The organism is Promicromonospora sp. NPDC057488 (genome assembly GCF_042802395.1).
Lineage (GTDB): Bacteria > Actinomycetota > Actinomycetes > Actinomycetales > Cellulomonadaceae > Promicromonospora.
On sequence record NZ_JBHVEG010000134.1, the window covers coordinates 1 to 17,461 of the forward strand.

A 17,461-nucleotide genomic window follows, 5' to 3' on the forward strand; every position below is an offset into this window, starting at 1 on the left:
GACCATCGCCGCGCCACCGAGCAGGCCACCTGCCGCGCCGGCCAGGAATCCGCGCCGCGTGGTGTCTTTCATCTCGCTACCTCACTCCTTGGGGGGACGAACCTGCGCCCAGGTTTCCGGAGTGCGGTCAAGAAAGGTTCGAAACACCGCCAAAGGAACAAACAGCCTGGCCGGGGCCGCCCGTCACCACTCCGGCAGGTCCTCGATCTCCACCACCAGGCACGTCCAGTTGAACCCGCCCCCGACGCCGATGATTATGACCCGGTCCCCCGGACCCACCTGCTTCTGCTCGACCAGGTGGTTCAGGGCGCCGAACTGGTCGGAGGCTCCGACATGACCGATCTCGGAGCCCCAGGCGTGGGTCGTCCGTTCGATCGGGATGCCGAGCGGGTTCAGCACCTGGGCCTGCAGGAGGCTCGCCCCGAAGTTCGGCACGACGTAGACGGAGGCCTCGTCCAGGGCCATCCCGGCATCGGCGGCCGCCCGGTCCGCCGCCTTCCGCAGGCCCGCCCAGCTGATCTCCCGGATCTGGTCCAGGTCCATCTGGTCGATGAAGTCCACCGCTCGCGAACGGAGGTCCAGCGGGTAGTCGGACGAGTCCGGGCCAGCCCGGAACGGCGCGCTCCCCCGGTGCATGCCCTCGAGCTCGGGGGCGCTCTCGGTGGCACTGGACAGGAGCCGCGCGAACCCGCGCCCGGTCGACAGGAGGACCGCGCTGGCGCCGTCGCCGAAGATCAGACCGGAGTCGGCGCGCCACCGGTCCCAGACCGGCTCGGCGAACCGTTCGGCGGACGTGATGAGCGCGGCGTCGCAGTCGGCGGACCTCAGGAACGGCACCGCCAGCTCGACGGCGCCGACCGCACCGTTGGACACCTGGCGGATCTCGAACGCGATCCCGGCCCCGTCGAGTATCTGATGCTGCAGGTAGGAACCACAGTTCCAGCCGTCAAGGCCCGAGTAGACGGCGACCGCATGGAGGAGCAGACCGACGCGTCCCGGCTGGTGTCCCGACCGCACCAGCGCGCTGCGGCCCGCCCGCACCGCCATCTCCGGCTGGCTGTCGTCGTCGGTGGCGATGGACACCGACCTCTGTGCGGTCGCGTTCTGCGAGGCGGCGTCGTACCGACCGCTCACGATCGCCTCGTCCACGGGTACCGACTTCGGGAAGTACGCGCCGAGTCCCGCGATGTAGATGTCGTCGTGTCGCAAGGTGGCCTCCTGGCTCGTCGAGGTCAAGCTCGGGTGGACAGCAGGACCTTCGGCCGGCCCGTAGACCGGTTCGCGAGGGCGTCGAACGCCTCGCCCGGCCGGGTCAGCGAGTGCCTGCTGTGGATGAGCGGTTCCGCCGACAGGAGCCCGTCGGCGAACATCTTCAGGGTCCGGTCGTAGTGGTCCAGCCCGTGCCGGATGCCGTACAGGGACAGCCCGCGCAGGGTGATCTCCCCGGCCGGGAAGTCCCGCACTGCGCCGCCGACCACTCCCACCGCGGCGACCCGACCGCCCGTCCGCGCGACCCGGACGGCTTCGAGGAGGCCCGGCGCCGTCCCCGACGCCTCGATCACGAGCGAGAACTCGCCGGCGGGGGCCTCCCCGGTCCGCAGCGCGCGACCGGCGCCGACCCGCAGCGCGAGATCCAGCCCGGCGGGGTCGACCCCGATCGCGGTCACGTCACCCGACATCGCGTGGGCGAGCATGACGGCCAGCAGGCCGATGGTCCCGGTCCCGACCACGGCCACGTCGTCGGTGAGCGAGCACCGCGTGTCCACCAGGGCCCGCGCGACCGTGACGGCGGGTTCCACCAGCACCGCCGACGTGTCGTCGACGGCGTCCGGCACGGGCACCAGGGCGTGGACCGGCACCCGGACGTACTCCGCCGCGGCGCCGTCGATGCCGTACAGGCCGATCTCCTGCATGCGGGGACACAGCGAGCGCTGCCCCGACCGGCAGGTCCGGCACGACAGGCAGGCGACCATCGTCTGTCCCACCACCCGGATGCCGGGGCCGATCTCGCCGGCAGGCCCGGAGGTCGCGACGACCGTGCCCGTCCACTCGTGACCGAACGTCCAGGGCAGCTGGATCCGCCCGTCGGTGACGTACGTCGCCTCACCGTGCAGCAGCTCCTGGTCCGTGCCGCACAGGCCCACCAGCTCGACCCGGACCAGCGCGTGCCCCGGCTGCGGTCCGGGGACGGGCACCGACGTCGCCTCCACCTTGCCGATGGACGTGATCTGCGCGGCGGTCATCGCCCCCGAGGGCCAGGTGCCGTCCGTCCCGGGGATCACTGGGCGCCCGTCGGGACGACGCGCGCGGCCTGGGCGACTGACTGGGCGACGGACCTGGCGACCGACTCGGCAGCGTACGCCAGCTCGTCGGCCGAGACGTCGTTCACGAAGGTCGCGGCACCGATGCCGACCGGTAGCGGCAACCGCTGCAGGCCGTCCCGGTGCCGGGTCGTGTCGGCGAGGGCCGTGGCCAGCAGCGCGGGGGCGCACGCCCCGTGATGGACCGGCAGCTCCAGCAGCCGCATGACGTTCATGACCCGGCCGAGCTCGGCGTCCGAGACCAGCCCGCGGCGGTGGGCGATGTGCGTGGTCATCGCCATGTCGATGCACACGGCCTCGCCATGGAGCAGGTCCGGGAGCGCCGCCATCTCGATCGAGGGGCTGAACGAGTGCCCGTAGTCGACCAGACGCTCCAGCCGCGTCTCCCAGAGGTTCGGCTGGAGCTCCTCCAGCATCCCGTGCACGGCCCGGCGCAGGACCTCGCGCGCCGCCGACTCCGTGGCGGGAGAGGCACCCTGCATGTGCTCGTCGAGCAGGGCGCCGCCGGACTCCTCCAGGTGGACGAACAGCTCGTGGTCCTTGACGAGCGCGATCTTCAGGATCTCGGCGAGCCCGTTCGACAGGTGCCGCCGGTCCAGCGACCGGAGGAAGTTGCGGTCCAGCAGGGCCGTCGTCGGTGCCTCGTAGGTCCCGAGCCGGTTCTTGTGCCCGTTGAAGTTCACTCCCGTCTTGACGCCCACGCCCGCGTCGACGAGGCCGATCAGGGTGGTCGGGACCCGGACGAACGGCGTGTGGCGACGGTACAGGCTGCTGGCCAGGCCGACGAGGTCGAGCAGGACGCCCCCGCCGATCGCGATGACCGGCTCCCGGCGGCGATCGATGCCGAACTCGTCGAGCCCGTGCAGGATCTGCGTGGCGGACTCCAGGGTCTTCTGCTGCTCGGTCGCGTCCAGGACGCAGAGCCGCGTGGTCATGTCGTGCTGGCGGAGATAACGGTCCAGCTGGTCGCCGTAGATCTCGTGGACCACCTTGTCGATGACCACGAAACGCCGCCGGGTGTCGGCCGCCCCCGCCGTCCCGGCGGCCGCGAGAGAGGGGTTGTCGAGCGCGAACACGTCTCGGGAGACCGACACCGAGTAGCTGACGGTTCGGGTCGCCTCGACCAACCACGAGGTGGTGGGCGGGCTGGTCAGGTCGCCGTCCGCGCGTGCGACGGTGAGGTTTCCGGGGGTCATTGGTCCTCCTGGGTCCGTTCGTCCTGGTCGGGCAAGGTAGGTCTCAGGCAAGGTGGGTCTCAGGCAAGGTGGGTCCGCGAGGTGACGATGCGGGACAGTGCGTTCTTGTCGGTCTTTCCGACCGAGGTCTGCGGCATCTCCCGCAGCACAAGGAGCGACTCGGGGATCTTGAACTCGGCGACGCCCGCCGCGCGGAGCGCGCGTCCGATGTCCTGGAGGGTGACGGTCCGGCCCGGCCGGGGCACGACGCAGGCGCAGGCCCGTTCGCCCAGCTCCGGATCGGGTGCGGCGATCACGGCGACCTCGGCCACGCCGTCCACGGCCTGGACGAGGCGCTCGATCTCGTCGGCGGAGATCTTCTCGCCGCCGCGGTTGACGACGTCCTTCGTCCTGCCGACGACGACGAGGTTGCCCCCGGGGTGCCGCAGCACGAGGTCACCGGTGCGATACCAGCCGTCGGTGAACGCCTCGCGGTTCTGCTCGGGCGCCCGGAAGTACCCGCGCGGCGTGTAGGGGCCGCGTACCAGGAGCTCCCCGGACTCGCCGTGAGCCACCTCCGCACCGCTCGGGTCGACGATGCGAAGCTCGTCGTGCACGCTGATGGGCCGGCCCTGGGTGGCCGCGGCGACGTCGTCCGGGTCGGTCTCGCGGACATAGCAGAGCAGGCCCTCCGCCATCCCGTACACCTGCTGGACCCGGCACCCGAGCACGTTCACCGCCCGCCGGTACGCCTCCTTGGCGAACAGGGACCCACCCACCTGGACGAGCCGGAGGCTCGTGAGGTCGGGGTCGCCCGCCTCGGCGGCCGCGACCCAGCGGCTCAGGACGGCCGGCACCGCCGCGACTGCGGTGACCCGCTCCGCGGCGATCGTCTCGAACACACGCGACGGCGAGGGCGACGGCACCAGCACGACGGTCCCGCCGACCATCAGGGTCCCGAGGATCCCGGGGCTGGCCAGCGGGAAGTTGTGGCCGGCCGGGAGCGCCGCCAGGTAGACGGTGCGGGCGTCGAACCCGCACACCTCCGCGCTGCGGCGCGCGTTGTACTCGTAGTCGTTGTGCGTGCGCGCGATCACCTTCGACAGCCCGGTCGTCCCGCCCGAGAGCAGGAAGACCGCGACGTCGCCCGGTTCCGGAGGTGTCGCGTCGAGGCGGGACCGGTGTGCCTCCACGTCGTCGGCCGACGGCACGTGCTCCACGGCCGACCGCAGGTCGACGTGGTGCCCGTGCCCGTCTTCCCCGCCCGCGCCGTCCCCGCAGACGAGGACCTCGCGCAGCGAGGGCACCTCGGCGCGGACCCGGTCTGCCATGGCCTGGTGGTCGTGGCCCCGGAACGTGCCCGGGACCGCGATCGCCTCCGCGCCGGTCCGCAGGCCGATGGCGGCGAGCTCGTGGTCCCGGTGCGCCGGCAGCATCATCACCGGCGCGACCCCGGCCCGCAGGCAGGCGAGGAGGAGCACCACGAGCTCCCAGCCGTTGGGCAGCGCGACCAGCATGGCCGTCCCCGGCCCCAGGCCGCGGTCCCGGAGCAGGACTGCCACCTGGTCGGCCCGGGCGGCGAGCTCACGGTAGGTGATCCGGGTGCCACCGTCGGCGACGGCGATCCGGTGCGGCCGGGCCTCCGCCCACTCCCAGACCAGGTCGCCGAGCGGGCGGTCCCGCCAGTACCCCGCCGCACGGTAGGTCCGCGCGAGCTCCTCGGGCCATGGCGTGACCCCCGTCCGGAGGGCGGTCCCCGCCAGGTCGTCGGCGACGATCGACGCTGTGTGCTCAGCCACGTGCAGTCCTCTCGCTCGTTGGTACGGGCTCGGTGGTACGGGTTCGGTGGTGCGGGCCGGCTGGTGCGGCTCAGACACCCGCGACCAGCGCGGTCTCCTCGAGACGCCCGGCGAGGTGCCCGGAGAAGGAGCCGACGTCGGGGTGGTCCCACATGACCGCGGCCGGGAGCCGGACGCCGAGCTTCTTCTGGAGGCGACGCCGGATCGCCATCGTCATGACCGAGTCGAGACCCAGGTCGGTGAACGAGCTGCGGGCGTCCAGCACGTCCGGGTCCTGTCCGGTCTCCTGGGCGGTCTCGCCGATCACCAGGGTGGTGACGGCAGCCACCAGCTCGTCACCGGCCAGTTCGCGGAGCGTGCCGCCGCCCTCGGCGGCGGGCTCCTCCTGCTCGGCCACCAGCCCGCGCAGGACCGCCGGGCCGTCCGGGGTCACCTCGAGCACCCGGACCACCGCCGCGTGCGGCTCACCGCCGCGGACCGCCGTGTCCCAGGACCGGAACGCCTCGTCCTTGGTGATGTCGCCCGCGCCCAGGCCGGCGAGCTCCTCCTCGACGGCGGTGCTCGCCGCCATGCCCATCGCGCGCCACGACGTCCAGCCCAGGCTGAGCGTCTCGGTGCCACCTCGCGCGTGGCGCTGCCGGGCCAGGCCGTCGAGGAACGCGTTCGCCGCCGCATAGCTGGTCTGCCCGGTCAGCCCGAGGAGCTGACCGACCGAGGAGAAGTAGACGCAGAAGTCCAGCTGCCCGGGCGGGAACACCTCGTCGAGCACGAGCGCGCCCTCCACCTTCGGCCGGAGCACCGTGCGCAGCGACTGCTCGTCGAGGTCGGCGAGCGTGCGGCTGTCCAGCACGCCCGCGGCGTGCACGACGCCGCGGACGGGCGGCAGCCCCAGGGCCTCCGGGTCCAGCGCGGCCGCGACCTGATCGCGGTCCGTGACGTCGAGGCCGATCGTCCGGACCGTGACGCCGCGCGCCTCCAGGGCGCGGATCGCGTCGACGCGACGCCGGTCGGCCGGATCGGTGAGGCCGTCCCACGTCGAGCGCGACGGCAGCGGGGAACGCCCGGCGAGCACGATCCGCGTGGCTCCGCGCCCGGCGAGCCACGAGGCGATCTCCAGGCCCAGCACGCCGAGGCCGCCCGTGATCAGGTAGGTACCGTCCGGCGAGCAGGTAAGGGCCGGGCGGGCCGACGCCGCCGCTGACGGGCGAAGCCTCCGGTACCACGCCGCCTCGCCGTCCAGCCGGACGACCGGCTCGTCCGTCACGGTGCCGCCGAGGAGCGCCGGGAGTGCGGCGGCTGCCTCCTCGACGTGCTCGGGATCGAGGTCCACGACACCGTTCCAGACGTCGGGGTGCTCGGTGCCGAGCACCGCCGACATGCCCCACACCGGAGCCTGCTCGGCGACCGCACGGTCGTCGCCGCGGCTCGTGACCGCCCACAGCCGCGCGGCGGACGGGGCGGCGGCCACCACGACCTGGACCGCCCGGGCCACCCGCCACGCCGCCGCCGCTGCGGCCTCGCCCGTCGTCCGGTCCGGGGCACCGGCCGGAGGGAGGACGAGGATCGAGCTGCGGTCGAGGGCCGCGCCGAGACCGGCCAGGTCGTCCGGGGTCGAGACGCTCGTCACCGACCCGCCCGCGCCCTCGATCGCGGACCGGACGGTCGCGCCGAGGGGGCCGTCCGCGCCGACCAGCACGGTTCGCGGGGCGGCGGTCCGCGGCGGGAGGGCCGTGCTCTCCCACACGAGGCGGTGCACGAGCGCACCGCTCGAGGCGCTCGGAGGGTCGATCTCGGTGAACCGCAGGTTCACGAGCTCGGCCGCGACGACGCCGTCGGAGTCGGCGATCTGGACGTCCACGGTCGTCGGGTCGGACGTCCCGGAGGCGCGTCGTACGACCAGCTGCGCGTCGAACGGCGCCGGGCCGTACAACCGGAGCTCACCCACCCGGGAGGGCATCCGAAGCGCCGGGGTGCCCGCGAACGTCATCGGCGCGACGGAGAGCACCGCGTCGAACAGGGAGGCCCAGTGGTCCGGCTCCGCGTCACCCGCGCCGCCCGTGTCACCCTCGGCGTCGTTGCTCGCGACGAGCCGGGCGAACATCTCGCCGTCGGCCGTCCGGATCTCCTTGAACTCCCACGGGAAGCCGATGTCTGCCACGCCGACGTCCCTGAGGCGCTGGGCCACCGACCCCGGCGCCGACTCGACCCCGCGGCGGGCCGCGGTGTCGGCCAGCTCGACCGGGACCCCGCCGTCGACCGCCCCGCTGTCGACCACCCCGCCGCCGACGGCCCGGCCACGGCGCGCGAAGGTGTGCTGGGTGGGGGCCTCCTGGTCGCCGTCGAGCCGACGGGACGTGAGGCGCACCGCGTCCTGTGCCCGGATGACCTGGACCTCGCGCGTCCCGGTCACGGGCACCGGCGAGCGCAGCTCCACGTCGCGGAGCCCGGACCCGTCGAACGCCGCCATGAACGTGGTGAGCAGCACCGCCGCGGGCAGCACCTCGGTCCCGCCGATGGGGTGCTCACCCGGGTACGGGCGGGTCTCGAAGTCGAGCTGGGTCTGCCACACGCGGGTCCCCGAGCCGTCCGCGAGCTCGACGAGCGTGCCGAGCAGCGTGCGCGAACCGGGGTCGTGCCGCTGCGCGACGGCGGACACGGTCGGTGCCCGCCAGTAGTCCCGGTGCTGCCACACGGTGGTCGGCAGCGGGACCGTGCCCGCATGCTCCTCGGCGGCGGCCGCCCAGTCCACCGCGACGCCCCGCACGTGTGCGGCCGCCACGGCCTTGAGCAGCTCGGCGACCTCCGGGCGCTTGCGCCGCAGGGTGCCGGTGACGAAGAACCCGGTGTCCGCCGCCTCACCGACGGTCTCCTCGACGGAGTGGGCGACCACGGGGTGCGGCGCCAGCTCGATGAACGAGCGGTGCCCGTCCTCGACCGCGGCTCGGACCGCGGCGGTGAGCCGCACGGGGTTTCTCAGGTTGGCCGCCCAGTAGCCGCCGTCCCGCGGGGCGTGCGAGCGCGGGTCCGTGAGCGCCGTGCTGTAGACCGGCACGTCGGGTTCTTGCGGCGCCAGGTCACCCACCGCAGCGGCGAGCCGCGGGCAGAGCGGGTCCATCTGCGGGCTGTGGAACGCCACGTCCGACGCGACCTCACGGACCCGGATCCCTGCGGCGCCCCACTCCGCGCTCACCCGCTCGACCGCGTCCGGGGCTCCGGCGATCACCGTCGAGGACGGCGAGGAGGAGATCGCCGCGTGCACGTCGTGGTTGTCCGCCAGCCGTCGCTCCGCCTCGTCGAAGGGCAGCGAGACCATGGCCATCGCGCCCCGGCCGGCGACCTCGGGCAGCAACGCGGACCGGCGGCAGACCAGCCGTGCGCCGCTCTCGAGGTCCAGCACCCCGGCCACCACGACGGCCGCGATCTCACCGACCGAGTGGCCGATCACCGCGGCCGGGCGGAGCCCTCGCGCGCGCAGGACCGCGGCCAGCCCGACCTGGACGGCGAAGATCATCGGCTGGATGCGCTCCGGACCGCCGAGGTCGCCGCTGACGACGACGTCACGCGGGGAGAAGCCCACCTCCTCCACGAAGACCGGGGTGATCCGGTCGATGACGGCGCCGAACTCCGGCTCGTCCGCCAGCAGGTCCCGCCCCATGCCGGCCCACTGGGACCCATGGCCCGAGAAGACCCACACCGCGTCGTGCGCGGCGGCGGCCGTGGTCGGCCCGAGCTCTGACTCCTCGCCCTCCGCCAGGAGCCGCAACCCGGCGCTCGCCTCCTCGGCCGTCTCGGCCACCACTGCCGCGCGCAGGGCGGCGTGGTCGCGACGGGTCGTCAGCGTGTGCGCCACGTCGGCGACGCTGATCCCGTCCGCCGCGTCCAGCCGATCCGCGAGCCGGGCGGCGTAGGCGCGGACCGCCTCGGCACTCGCCCCGGAGATCGGGAGGACTCGCGGCCGGCGGCTCCCGGACGCTGACCCGGACCCTGCCCTTGACTCGGACTCGGACTCGGACTCGGACGACGCCGGGTCCGGCTCCTGGCGCACGCCGTGCTCGGGCGCCTGCTCGAGCACCACGTGCGCCACCGTTCCGCCGTAGCCGAAGCTGGAGATGCCCGCCCGGCGCGGACCGGGGCCCGCCGGCCAGGCGGTCCGGCCGGCGACCACGTGCAGCCCGGACGCCGCCCAGTCCACCGCCGGGGTCGGCTCCTGGTGGCGGATCGTGGCCGGGATCTCGGCGTTCACCAGGCACAGCACGGTCTTGATCAGGCCCGCGATGCCGGCTCCCGCCTCCAGGTGCCCGATGTTGGGCTTCACCGACCCGATCAGGCACCGCGCGCCGTCCGCCCGCCCGACGCCGTAGACGCTGCTCAGGGCGTTCGCCTCGATCGGGTCCCCGGCCCGGGTACCGGTGCCGTGCGCCTCGACGTAGCCGACGGTCCGGGGATCGACCCCGGCCACGCGCAGCGCCTGCCGGGCGACGGCAGCCTGCGCCTCCCCGTTCGGCGCCATGATCCCGGCCGTCCGGCCGTCCTGCTGGACCGCGCTGCCGCGGATCACCGCCAGGACGGGGTCGCCGTCCCGCAGGGCCTCGCTCAGCCGCTTGAGCACGACGACGCCCGCGCCCTCGCCACGGCCGTAGCCGTTCGCCGACGCGTCGAACGACTTCGAGGTGCCGTCCGGGGAGGTCGCACCAGCCGCGTCGAGGACCATCGTGAGACCAGGTCCCGCCATGATGTTCACACCACCGGCGAGCGCGACCCGCGCCTCGCCCGACCGCAGGGCCTGGCACGCCTGGTGCACCGCCACCAGCGACGACGAGCACGCGGTGTCGACCGCGACGCTGGGCCCCCGCAGGTCCAGGTGGTAGGAGATGCGGTTCGCGGTGGCGCACATCGAGGCACCGATACCGCTCCACGCCTCGATCCGCGGCAGGTCCTCGAGCATCTGGCGGCCGTAGTCGTCCGACCCGACCCCGATGAACACGCCGGTGTCGCTCCCCGACAGGGAGAGCGGCGGGATACCGGCGTTCTCCAGGGCCTCCCAGGCCGTCTCCAGAAGGATGCGCTGCTGGGGGTCCATCTGCTCGGCCTCGCGCGGGGTGATGCCGAAGAACGCCGCGTCGAACGCCGCCGCGTTCTCGATGAACCCGCCGCGCCTGGTCGTCGCGCGCACCTGGCCCGGGTGCGCGGCGGCGTAACCCTGCCAGCGCTCCTCGGGCACGTCCCGGATACCGTCGAGTCCGTTGACGAGCAGGTGCCAGAGCTCGTCCGGCGAGCTCACGGCGCCCGGGAGGCGGCAACCCATGCCGGTGACGGCGATCGGTTCCACGGCCGGCGGCGGCGCCGCGCTCGGCAGGGTGTCGCCCGGCAGGGTGCTCGGCAGGGTGCTCGGCAGGGTGTCGCTCGGCAGGGTGTCGACGGACGTCGTCGTGCGCATCTTGGGGCCTCCTCGTCGTCACGGGTGCCTCCGAAGGGCGCACGCGATCGAGTCCGTGCGGCTCCATCGCTAGGCACGGACGAGGATGGTCGGCGACGACCAAGAACTGCCCAAGAACTCGCCTAGGCCCTCAGCATCTCCGCGACCTGGAAGGCCAGCTCCAGCGACTGCTGGTGGTTCAGCCGCGGGTCAACGAGCGTCTCGTAGCGCAGCGCGAGGCCGGCGTCGGAGATCTCCTCGCTGCCGCCGAGCACCTCGGTGACGTCGTCGCCCGTCAGCTCCATGTGCAGGCCGCCCGGGACGGTGCCCAGCGTCTTGTGCACCTCGAAGAACCCGGCCACCTCGTCGAGCACGTCCGTCAGCCGGCGGGTCTTGTAGCCGCTGTCCGACGTGATCGTGTTGCCGTGCATGGGGTCGGTCACCCAGGTGACGTTCGCGCCGGACCAGGTGACGGCCTCGACGAGCGACGGCAGCACGTCGCGGACCTTGCCCGCGCCCATGCGCGTGATGAACGTGAGGCGCCCGGGCACGTTGTCCGGGTTGAGCCGCTCGGTGAGGGCCAGCGCGTCGTGCGGCGTCGTCGTCGGGCCGAGCTTCACGCCGATCGGGTTGGCGATCCGGGACATGAAGTCGACGTGGGCGCCGTCGAGCTGGCGCGTGCGCTCACCGATCCACAGGAAGTGCGCGCTGGTGTCGTAGGACTTGCCCGTGCGCTGGTCCGTGCGGGTCAGCGCCCGCTCGTAGTCGAGCACCAGGGCCTCGTGGCTCAGGAAGAACTCCACGGAGCGCAGCGCGTCGAAGTCGGCGCCGCACGCGTGCATGAACCGGATCGCGCGGTCGATCTCGTCAGCCGTCTTCTCGTACCGCGCGTAGGCCGGGTTGCTCATGAAGCCGCGGTTCCACTCGTGCACCTGCCGCAGGTCGGCGAAACCGCCCTGCGTGAAGGCCCGCACGACGTTCGCCGTCGCCGACGAGATCCGGTAGGCCTGCTCCAGCCGCTCCGGGTCGGGGATGCGGTCGGCGGGCGTGAACGGGAAGCCGTTGATCATGTCGCCGCGGTAGGCGGGCAGCGTCTCGCCGTCGCGCGTCTCCGTGTCGCTGGAGCGCGGCTTGGCGTACTGGCCCGCCATCCGGCCCATCTTGACGACGGGCGTGCTCGCGCCGTGGGTGAGCACAACCGCCATCTGCAGGATGGTGCGGATCTTGTTGCGGATGCGGTCGGCGTTCGCCTCGGCGAACGTCTCCGCGCAGTCCCCGCCCTGGAGCAGGAACGCCTCGCCCCGGCCGGCGGCGGCGAGCCGCTCGGTCAGGGTGTCGGCCTGTGCGGGCACCACGATGGGCGCGGCCTGGGCCAGGCGGCCGGTCGCGGCCGCCAGCGCCGCCGGGTCCGGCCAGGTGGGCTGCTGCCGCGCCTCCAGGGTGCGGAAGTGGTCCAGCCCTGCCGGACCGGCGGCGCGCTCGGCCGGGTCGGCGACGGTGCTCATCGGCCCGCCGCCGGTGCCAGTGGTGCCAGGTGTCCCAGTGGTGCCCGCACGTCGCTCAGTGCTCCGCGGGAGCGGCCGGCACGAGCGGCTGGCCGATCTCGGCGAGGATCTGGCCGAACCACTCCTGCGAGACGTCGAACGCCTTGCCGCCGGCGATCCGCGGGAACGCGATCGCCTTGAGGCGGTCGCCGTCCTCCTCGTCGTGGCCGATGACGCCGGACTCGCCGCGCAGGGCGCACTCCACCGCGTAGTCGGTCATCGACTTGATGAGGCGCAGGTCCTCGGCGTTGGCGGCCGCGGCACGCGAGTAGTAGCCGGACTTCTGCACCATGACCTTCTCGGCGCCCAGCTTCTCCGCGAACTGCTTGGCGAACCACTGGCCCGGGTTGATCGTGTCGAGCTTCACGTGCCCGAACGGGTCGCGCTCCACGGTCTCGCCGGCCGCCTCGAGCTGGGCCACGATCTCGTGCATGCCCGCACCCTCCGAGAGGAAGATGTTGACGTTGCCGATCTCGTCCATGACGCCGCGCAGGCGCTTGGCCTCACCCTCGAGGTCGATCTCGAGCTCGGGCAGGAACACGGCGTGCACGTCCCAGCGCTCGCGGGACAGGCCGAGGGCCGGCGCCCACTCCTGGTCGTCGAGCCAGCCGCGGTAGGACTGCGCCGTGGCCGCCGTGAGCCAGCCGCAGTGGCGGCCCATGACCTCGTGCACGATCAGCATGCGCGGGCCCACGCGGTTCTCGCCGATGACGTTGGCGGCGAACTTCGCGCCCTCCTCGGCGGCGGTCCACGCGCCGAGCGACTGCTTGATCGGCACCACGTCGTTGTCGATCGTCTTCGGCAGGCCCACCACGGTGAGCTCGTAGCCGTTCTCGTGCAGGTACGCGGCCAGGTCGGCGGCGGTCGTGTTCGTGTCGTCGCCACCGATGGTGTGCAGCACGTCCACGCCGTCGGCCTTGAGCTGCTCCGCGGCGACGTGCAGCGGGTCCTGACCCTCCTTGACGAGGCCGCGCTTGATCGCGTCCTTGACATTGGTCAGCTTCACGCGCGAGTTGCCGATCGGCGAGCCGCCGAACTTGTGCAGAGCGGGAGCCTGCTTGCGAGCCTCGTCGTCGATCTCGATCTTGTTGCCCGTCAGCAGGCCGTGGTAGCCGTGCAGGTAGGCAATGATCTCGATGTCGGGGTCGAGCTCGGTGTAACGCTCGATCAGACCGCCGACCGACGACGACAGGCAGGGCGCGAAGCCGCCGGCGGTCAGCAGGGCCACACGACGAACAGCCATCGGAGGAGCACCTCTCATCAGGGGGATTTCGGGGGCGCCGCCGCCGGCGTCCAGCCCGCGCAGCACCCTTCGTCGTCATCCTACTGAGCGCCGGGGACACCGCTCGGCGCGTCCGGTGACTGAGCACGGCGTCAGCACGCCGTCAGCACGCCGCCGGACGGCGTCCGCGGCCCGGTGCAGGCCCGGTGCCGGCGGGCGACCGGGCCTCGACACGCGCCCGGACGACATGAGAAAATAACCCCGAACCTCTCGGTGCCATGTTGCCCGAGAGGCTTTTTGTTATGACGAACTCAGCGATCACGAACTCAGCCATGACGAACTCTCCGACGTCGAACTCTGACGACTCCCCACCCGCCCGGCTCACCGTCCGCCCGACGACGCCGGCCGACCGGCCCGTGCTCGAACGGCTCTGGCTCCTGTTCCGGCACGACATGTCCGAGCTCTCCGGCGCCCTGCCCGACCCGAGCGGCCAGTTCCGGCGCGAGCGCCTGGACGCGGCGTTCACCGAACCGACGTGGCGCGGCGTCGTCGCGCACCTGGAGCCCGCGGGCGGCGCCGTCTCCCCCGTCGGGTTCGCGCTGGTGCGCGGTCTCGACGAGCCCACCAGGGTGCTGAGCTCGTTCTTCGTGGTCCGCGGCGTGCGCCGGATCGGCGTCGGCCGGGAGCTCGCCGCGCAGGTGCTGCAGAGCTTCCCCGGGTCGTGGGAGGTCCCGTTCCAGGACGCGAACGCGCCCGCGGTGCGGTTCTGGCGCACGGTGGCCACCGACGCCGCGGGCGAGGCGTGGACGGAGGAGCACCGCCCGGTCCCGGGCCGCCCGGACCTGCTCCCGGACACCTGGATCTCGTTCACGACAAGGTGACCCGCACCTCATGAGATCGGTCGGTTGTCTCGAGCACGGTCCGTCGTTGGACCGAGCTCGAGACAACCGACCGAAGTCACGTCCGCCTGAACCCAACAGGGTCAGTTGAGCAGGTGCAGGCTCTCCTTGTTCTTGTCCGCGTACAGGCGCTCGACGTCGGCGTCGAAGTCCTTGAGGAACACCGCCCGCTTCACGCTCTGCTTCGGCGTGAGGTAGCCGTTCTCGATCGTCAGGTCGCCCGCGAGCACCGTGTACTTGCGGATCGACTCGGCCTTCGAGACCGACTTGTTCGCCCGCTGCACCGCGCCGTCCAGGGCCGCCAGGACGTCCGGGTCCTTGCGGGCCTCGTCGACGGACATCGCCGGCTTGCCGTGCATCTTGAGCCAGCCGGGCAGTCCCTCGGCGTCGAGCGTGAAGAGCGCCCCGATGAACGGCTTGCCGTCGCCGACGACGACGCACTGGCTGACCAGCGCGTGTGCGCGGATGCGGTCCTCCAGCATGGAGGGCGCCACGTTCTTGCCGCCCGCCGTGACGATGATCTCCTTCTTGCGGCCGGTGATCGTCAGGAACCCGTCGTCGTCCAGCACGCCCAGGTCACCCGTGCGGAACCAGCCGTCCTCCGTGAACGACTCCGCCGTGGCGGCCTCGTTCTTGTGGTACGCCCGGAAGATGTGGTGGCCCTTGAGCAGGATCTCGCCGTCCTCGGCGATCTTCACGCCGCAGCCGGGGAGCTGCAGGCCGACCGAGCCGATCTTGGTCGCCGTCGGCCGGTTCACGCTGGTCGGGGCCGTGGACTCCGTGAGGCCGTAGCCCTCCAGCACCTTCAGGCCCAGGCCGCGGTAGAAGTGGCCGAGGCGCTCACCGAGCGGGCCACCGCCGGAGACCGCGAACTCCGCGCGGCCGCCGAGCTTGGCGCGCAGCTTGGAGAACACCAGCGCGCTGGCCACCGCGTGCTGCAGCCGCAGGCCCAGCCCCGGGCCCGACGGCGTGTCCAGCGCCCGCGACCACGCGATGCCCGTCGCCGTGGCCCAGTGGAAGATCTTGGCCTTGCCGCCGGCCGCCGCCGTCTGCTCAGCCGTGTTGTAGACCTTCTCGAACACCCGCGGCACCGCGAGGATGAAGGTCGGCTTGAACTCGCCCAGGGCGTCCACGAGCGTGGTGGTGTTGCCCCAGTGGCCGGTGACGACGCCGCCCGCGACGGCGAGCACGTGGATGTAGCGCGCGAACACGTGCGCCATCGGGATGAACAGGAGGGTGCGTCCGCCCTCCTTGGCGAACACCTCCGGCACGGCCTCGACGGCGTTCACGGCGAGCGACGCGAAGTTGCGGTGCGTCAGCTCGGCGCCCTTCGGGCGACCCGTGGTGCCCGAGGTGTAGATGATCGTGGCCAGGTCGTCCAGGCCGGCGATGGCCCGGCGGCGGGTGATCTCGTCGTCGGACACGTCCTTGCCCTGGGCCGCGACCGCGTCGAGCGCACCGTCGTCGATGACGAGCACGTCGGTCACGAGCGGGCAGGCGTCGCGCACCTCGGCGACGGTGTCGGCGTTGGCCGTGGTCTCCGCGAAGACCAGCTTGACCTCGGCGTCGGACAGGATCCACTCGACCTGCTCGGCCGAGGACGTCTCGTAGACCGGGACCGGCACTGCGCCCGCGGCCCAGGCCGCGAAGTCCAGCACGGCCCACTCGTACCGCGTGCGGCACATGATGCCCACGCGGTCTCCCGGTTCGATGCCGCGGGCCACCAGGCCCTTCGCCACGGCGACGACCTGGGCGTCGAACTCGCCGGCGGTGACGACCCGCCAGGGCTCGCCCTTCCCCGCAGGAACCTCCATCATCGGCTTGCCGGCACCGGCGGCGACCCGCTCAGCGAGAACATCGTTGAGATTGGAGGTGGGGGGCAGCTCGATGAGGATCGGGCTGAAGATCTCGTCCATTCTGACTCCAGTGGCAGTACTGACCGTGCCTGCAAAGATACCGGGAAACGGACTCCGCGTGTTGCACTCCGCGCGGTCGCTACCCTGGGTGTGCGCACCTTCTCGGTGCAGCCCCCTTTTCGACGGTCCACGCGGCCGTCGCGCAACGAGAGAACGTGAGGACGAATGCACGCCATCGGGGTCGACATCGGCGGCACCAAGATCGCTGTGGGAGTCGTCGACGAGGAGGGCCAGATCCTCGCCCAGGTGCGCCGGGAGACCGACGCCGACGACGTCGCGCACATCGACAGGGCCATCGCGGACGCGTGCAACGAGCTCGTCAAGGAGCACGAGGTCGGCGCGATCGGCCTGGCCGCGGCGGGCTTCGTCAGCCCGGACCGCACGTCCGTGAACTTCGCGCCCAACATCGCGTGGCGGGAGTACCCGCTGGCCGCGAAGGTGGCCGAGCTGGTCGACGCCGACCTGCCGATCGTCGTGGAGAACGACGCCAACGCCGCAGGCTGGGCCGAGTTCCGGTTCGGCGCGGGCCGCGAGGCCACCGACATGCTGATGCTCACGGTCGGCACCGGCCTGGGCGGCGCCGTCATCTCCGAGCGCGACCTGGTGCGCGGCAAGTGGGGCATGGCCGCCGAGGTCGGGCACATGCGGGTCGTGCCCGAGGGGCACTACTGCGGGTGCGGCCACGAGGGCTGCTGGGAGCAGTACGCGTCGGGCAGCGCCCTGGAGCGCGACGCCCAGCACGCCGCCGTCGCGCGCGTGGACCAGGCCGGCCGCCTGCTGGAGCTCGCCGGCGGCGACCCGGAGAAGATCCGCGGCAAGATGGTGACGGAGGCCGCCCAGGAGGGCGACGAGCTGTCGATCGAGCTGCTCGCGACCCTCGGCCGCTGGATCGGCGAGGGCTCCGCGTCCGTCGCCGCGCTGCTGGACCCGGAGCTCATCGTGATCGGCGGCGGCGTCGGCGCGGCCGGCGACCTGCTGCTCGGCCCGGTGCGCCGCGGCTTCGAGGCGCAGCTGTCCGCCATGGGCCACCGGCCCGTGGCCGCGATCGAGCTCGCCCTGCACGGCAACGAGGCGGGCATCGTGGGCGCGGCGGACCTCGCGCGCCGCTGAGCCCGGACCGCCCCCGAAACAGGCCGGAACGTGTCAGACGCTCAGATCACCCGGGTGAC

Annotated in this window: 10 protein-coding genes; 2 read left to right on the forward strand and 8 right to left on the reverse strand. The window is 72.8% G+C overall.

Features of this window, described 5'->3' with window-relative positions:
- Positions 1–183 precede the first annotated feature (183 nt).
- From ACFU5G_RS22160 to ACFU5G_RS22190, 7 genes are all read right to left on the reverse strand, one after another.
- Positions 184–1,209 (reverse strand): ketoacyl-ACP synthase III family protein, encoded by a 1,026-nt coding sequence (locus ACFU5G_RS22160; protein WP_377249661.1) that lies wholly within the window; start codon positions 1,207–1,209, stop codon positions 184–186.
- 23 nt (positions 1,210–1,232) lie between these two features.
- The gene (locus ACFU5G_RS22165) at positions 1,233–2,282 is read right to left on the reverse strand and encodes a zinc-binding dehydrogenase (protein ID WP_377249663.1); all 1,050 of its coding nucleotides are present in this window, start codon (positions 2,280–2,282) and stop codon (positions 1,233–1,235) included.
- Positions 2,279–3,517, reverse strand: coding sequence for a sedoheptulose 7-phosphate cyclase (locus tag ACFU5G_RS22170; RefSeq protein ID WP_377249666.1), 1,239 nt, complete (start codon positions 3,515–3,517; stop codon positions 2,279–2,281). Before ACFU5G_RS22170 ends, ACFU5G_RS22165 begins: the two co-directional genes overlap by 4 nt.
- Before the next feature lie 59 nt (positions 3,518–3,576).
- The gene (locus ACFU5G_RS22175; RefSeq protein ID WP_377249668.1) at positions 3,577–5,295 is read right to left on the reverse strand and encodes a (2,3-dihydroxybenzoyl)adenylate synthase; all 1,719 of its coding nucleotides are present in this window, start codon (positions 5,293–5,295) and stop codon (positions 3,577–3,579) included.
- A gap of 70 nt (positions 5,296–5,365) precedes the next feature.
- Positions 5,366–10,732, reverse strand: coding sequence for an SDR family NAD(P)-dependent oxidoreductase (locus tag ACFU5G_RS22180; RefSeq protein ID WP_377249670.1), 5,367 nt, complete (start codon positions 10,730–10,732; stop codon positions 5,366–5,368).
- A 122-nt stretch (positions 10,733–10,854) separates the two neighbouring features.
- Positions 10,855–12,216 (reverse strand): class II 3-deoxy-7-phosphoheptulonate synthase, encoded by a 1,362-nt coding sequence (locus ACFU5G_RS22185; protein WP_377249673.1) that lies wholly within the window; start codon positions 12,214–12,216, stop codon positions 10,855–10,857.
- Positions 12,217–12,271: 55 nt separating this feature from the next.
- Positions 12,272–13,498, reverse strand: a complete 1,227-nt coding sequence (locus ACFU5G_RS22190; protein WP_377249675.1) for a pyrophosphate--fructose-6-phosphate 1-phosphotransferase — start codon at positions 13,496–13,498, stop codon at positions 12,272–12,274.
- Between the two features lie 311 nt (positions 13,499–13,809).
- Here ACFU5G_RS22190 and ACFU5G_RS22195 point away from each other — a divergent pair, with 311 nt between their 5' ends.
- Positions 13,810–14,358 carry a GNAT family N-acetyltransferase gene (locus ACFU5G_RS22195; protein ID WP_377249677.1) on the forward strand — a complete coding sequence of 183 codons (549 nt, stop codon included), beginning with the start codon at positions 13,810–13,812 and terminating at the stop codon, positions 14,356–14,358.
- 101 nt (positions 14,359–14,459) lie between these two features.
- Here ACFU5G_RS22195 and ACFU5G_RS22200 read toward each other — a convergent pair whose 3' ends face one another.
- Positions 14,460–16,292: an AMP-dependent synthetase/ligase gene (locus tag ACFU5G_RS22200; protein ID WP_377249680.1), complete on the reverse strand. Its 1,833-nt coding sequence runs from the start codon at positions 16,290–16,292 to the stop codon at positions 14,460–14,462.
- A gap of 165 nt (positions 16,293–16,457) precedes the next feature.
- Between ACFU5G_RS22200 and ACFU5G_RS22205 the strand changes: the two genes are divergently transcribed.
- Positions 16,458–17,402, forward strand: a complete 945-nt coding sequence (locus ACFU5G_RS22205) for an ROK family glucokinase (protein WP_377249682.1) — start codon at positions 16,458–16,460, stop codon at positions 17,400–17,402.
- Positions 17,403–17,461 lie beyond the last annotated feature (59 nt).

What these genes read in the sequence shown, in the direction of transcription:
- ACFU5G_RS22180 (WP_377249670.1), bottom strand. Translation starts at nt 10,732, where the DNA reads ATGCGCACGACGACGTCCGTCGACACCCTGCCGAGCGACACCCTGCCG.
- ACFU5G_RS22200 (WP_377249680.1), bottom strand. Translation starts at nt 16,292, where the DNA reads ATGGACGAGATCTTCAGCCCGATCCTCATCGAGCTGCCCCCCACCTCC.
- ACFU5G_RS22185 (WP_377249673.1), bottom strand. Translation starts at nt 12,216, where the DNA reads ATGAGCACCGTCGCCGACCCGGCCGAGCGCGCCGCCGGTCCGGCAGGG.
- ACFU5G_RS22205 (WP_377249682.1), top strand. Translation starts at nt 16,458, where the DNA reads ATGCACGCCATCGGGGTCGACATCGGCGGCACCAAGATCGCTGTGGGA.
- ACFU5G_RS22170 (WP_377249666.1), bottom strand. Translation starts at nt 3,517, where the DNA reads ATGACCCCCGGAAACCTCACCGTCGCACGCGCGGACGGCGACCTGACC.
- ACFU5G_RS22195 (WP_377249677.1), top strand. Translation starts at nt 13,810, where the DNA reads ATGACGAACTCTCCGACGTCGAACTCTGACGACTCCCCACCCGCCCGG.
- ACFU5G_RS22190 (WP_377249675.1), bottom strand. Translation starts at nt 13,498, where the DNA reads ATGGCTGTTCGTCGTGTGGCCCTGCTGACCGCCGGCGGCTTCGCGCCC.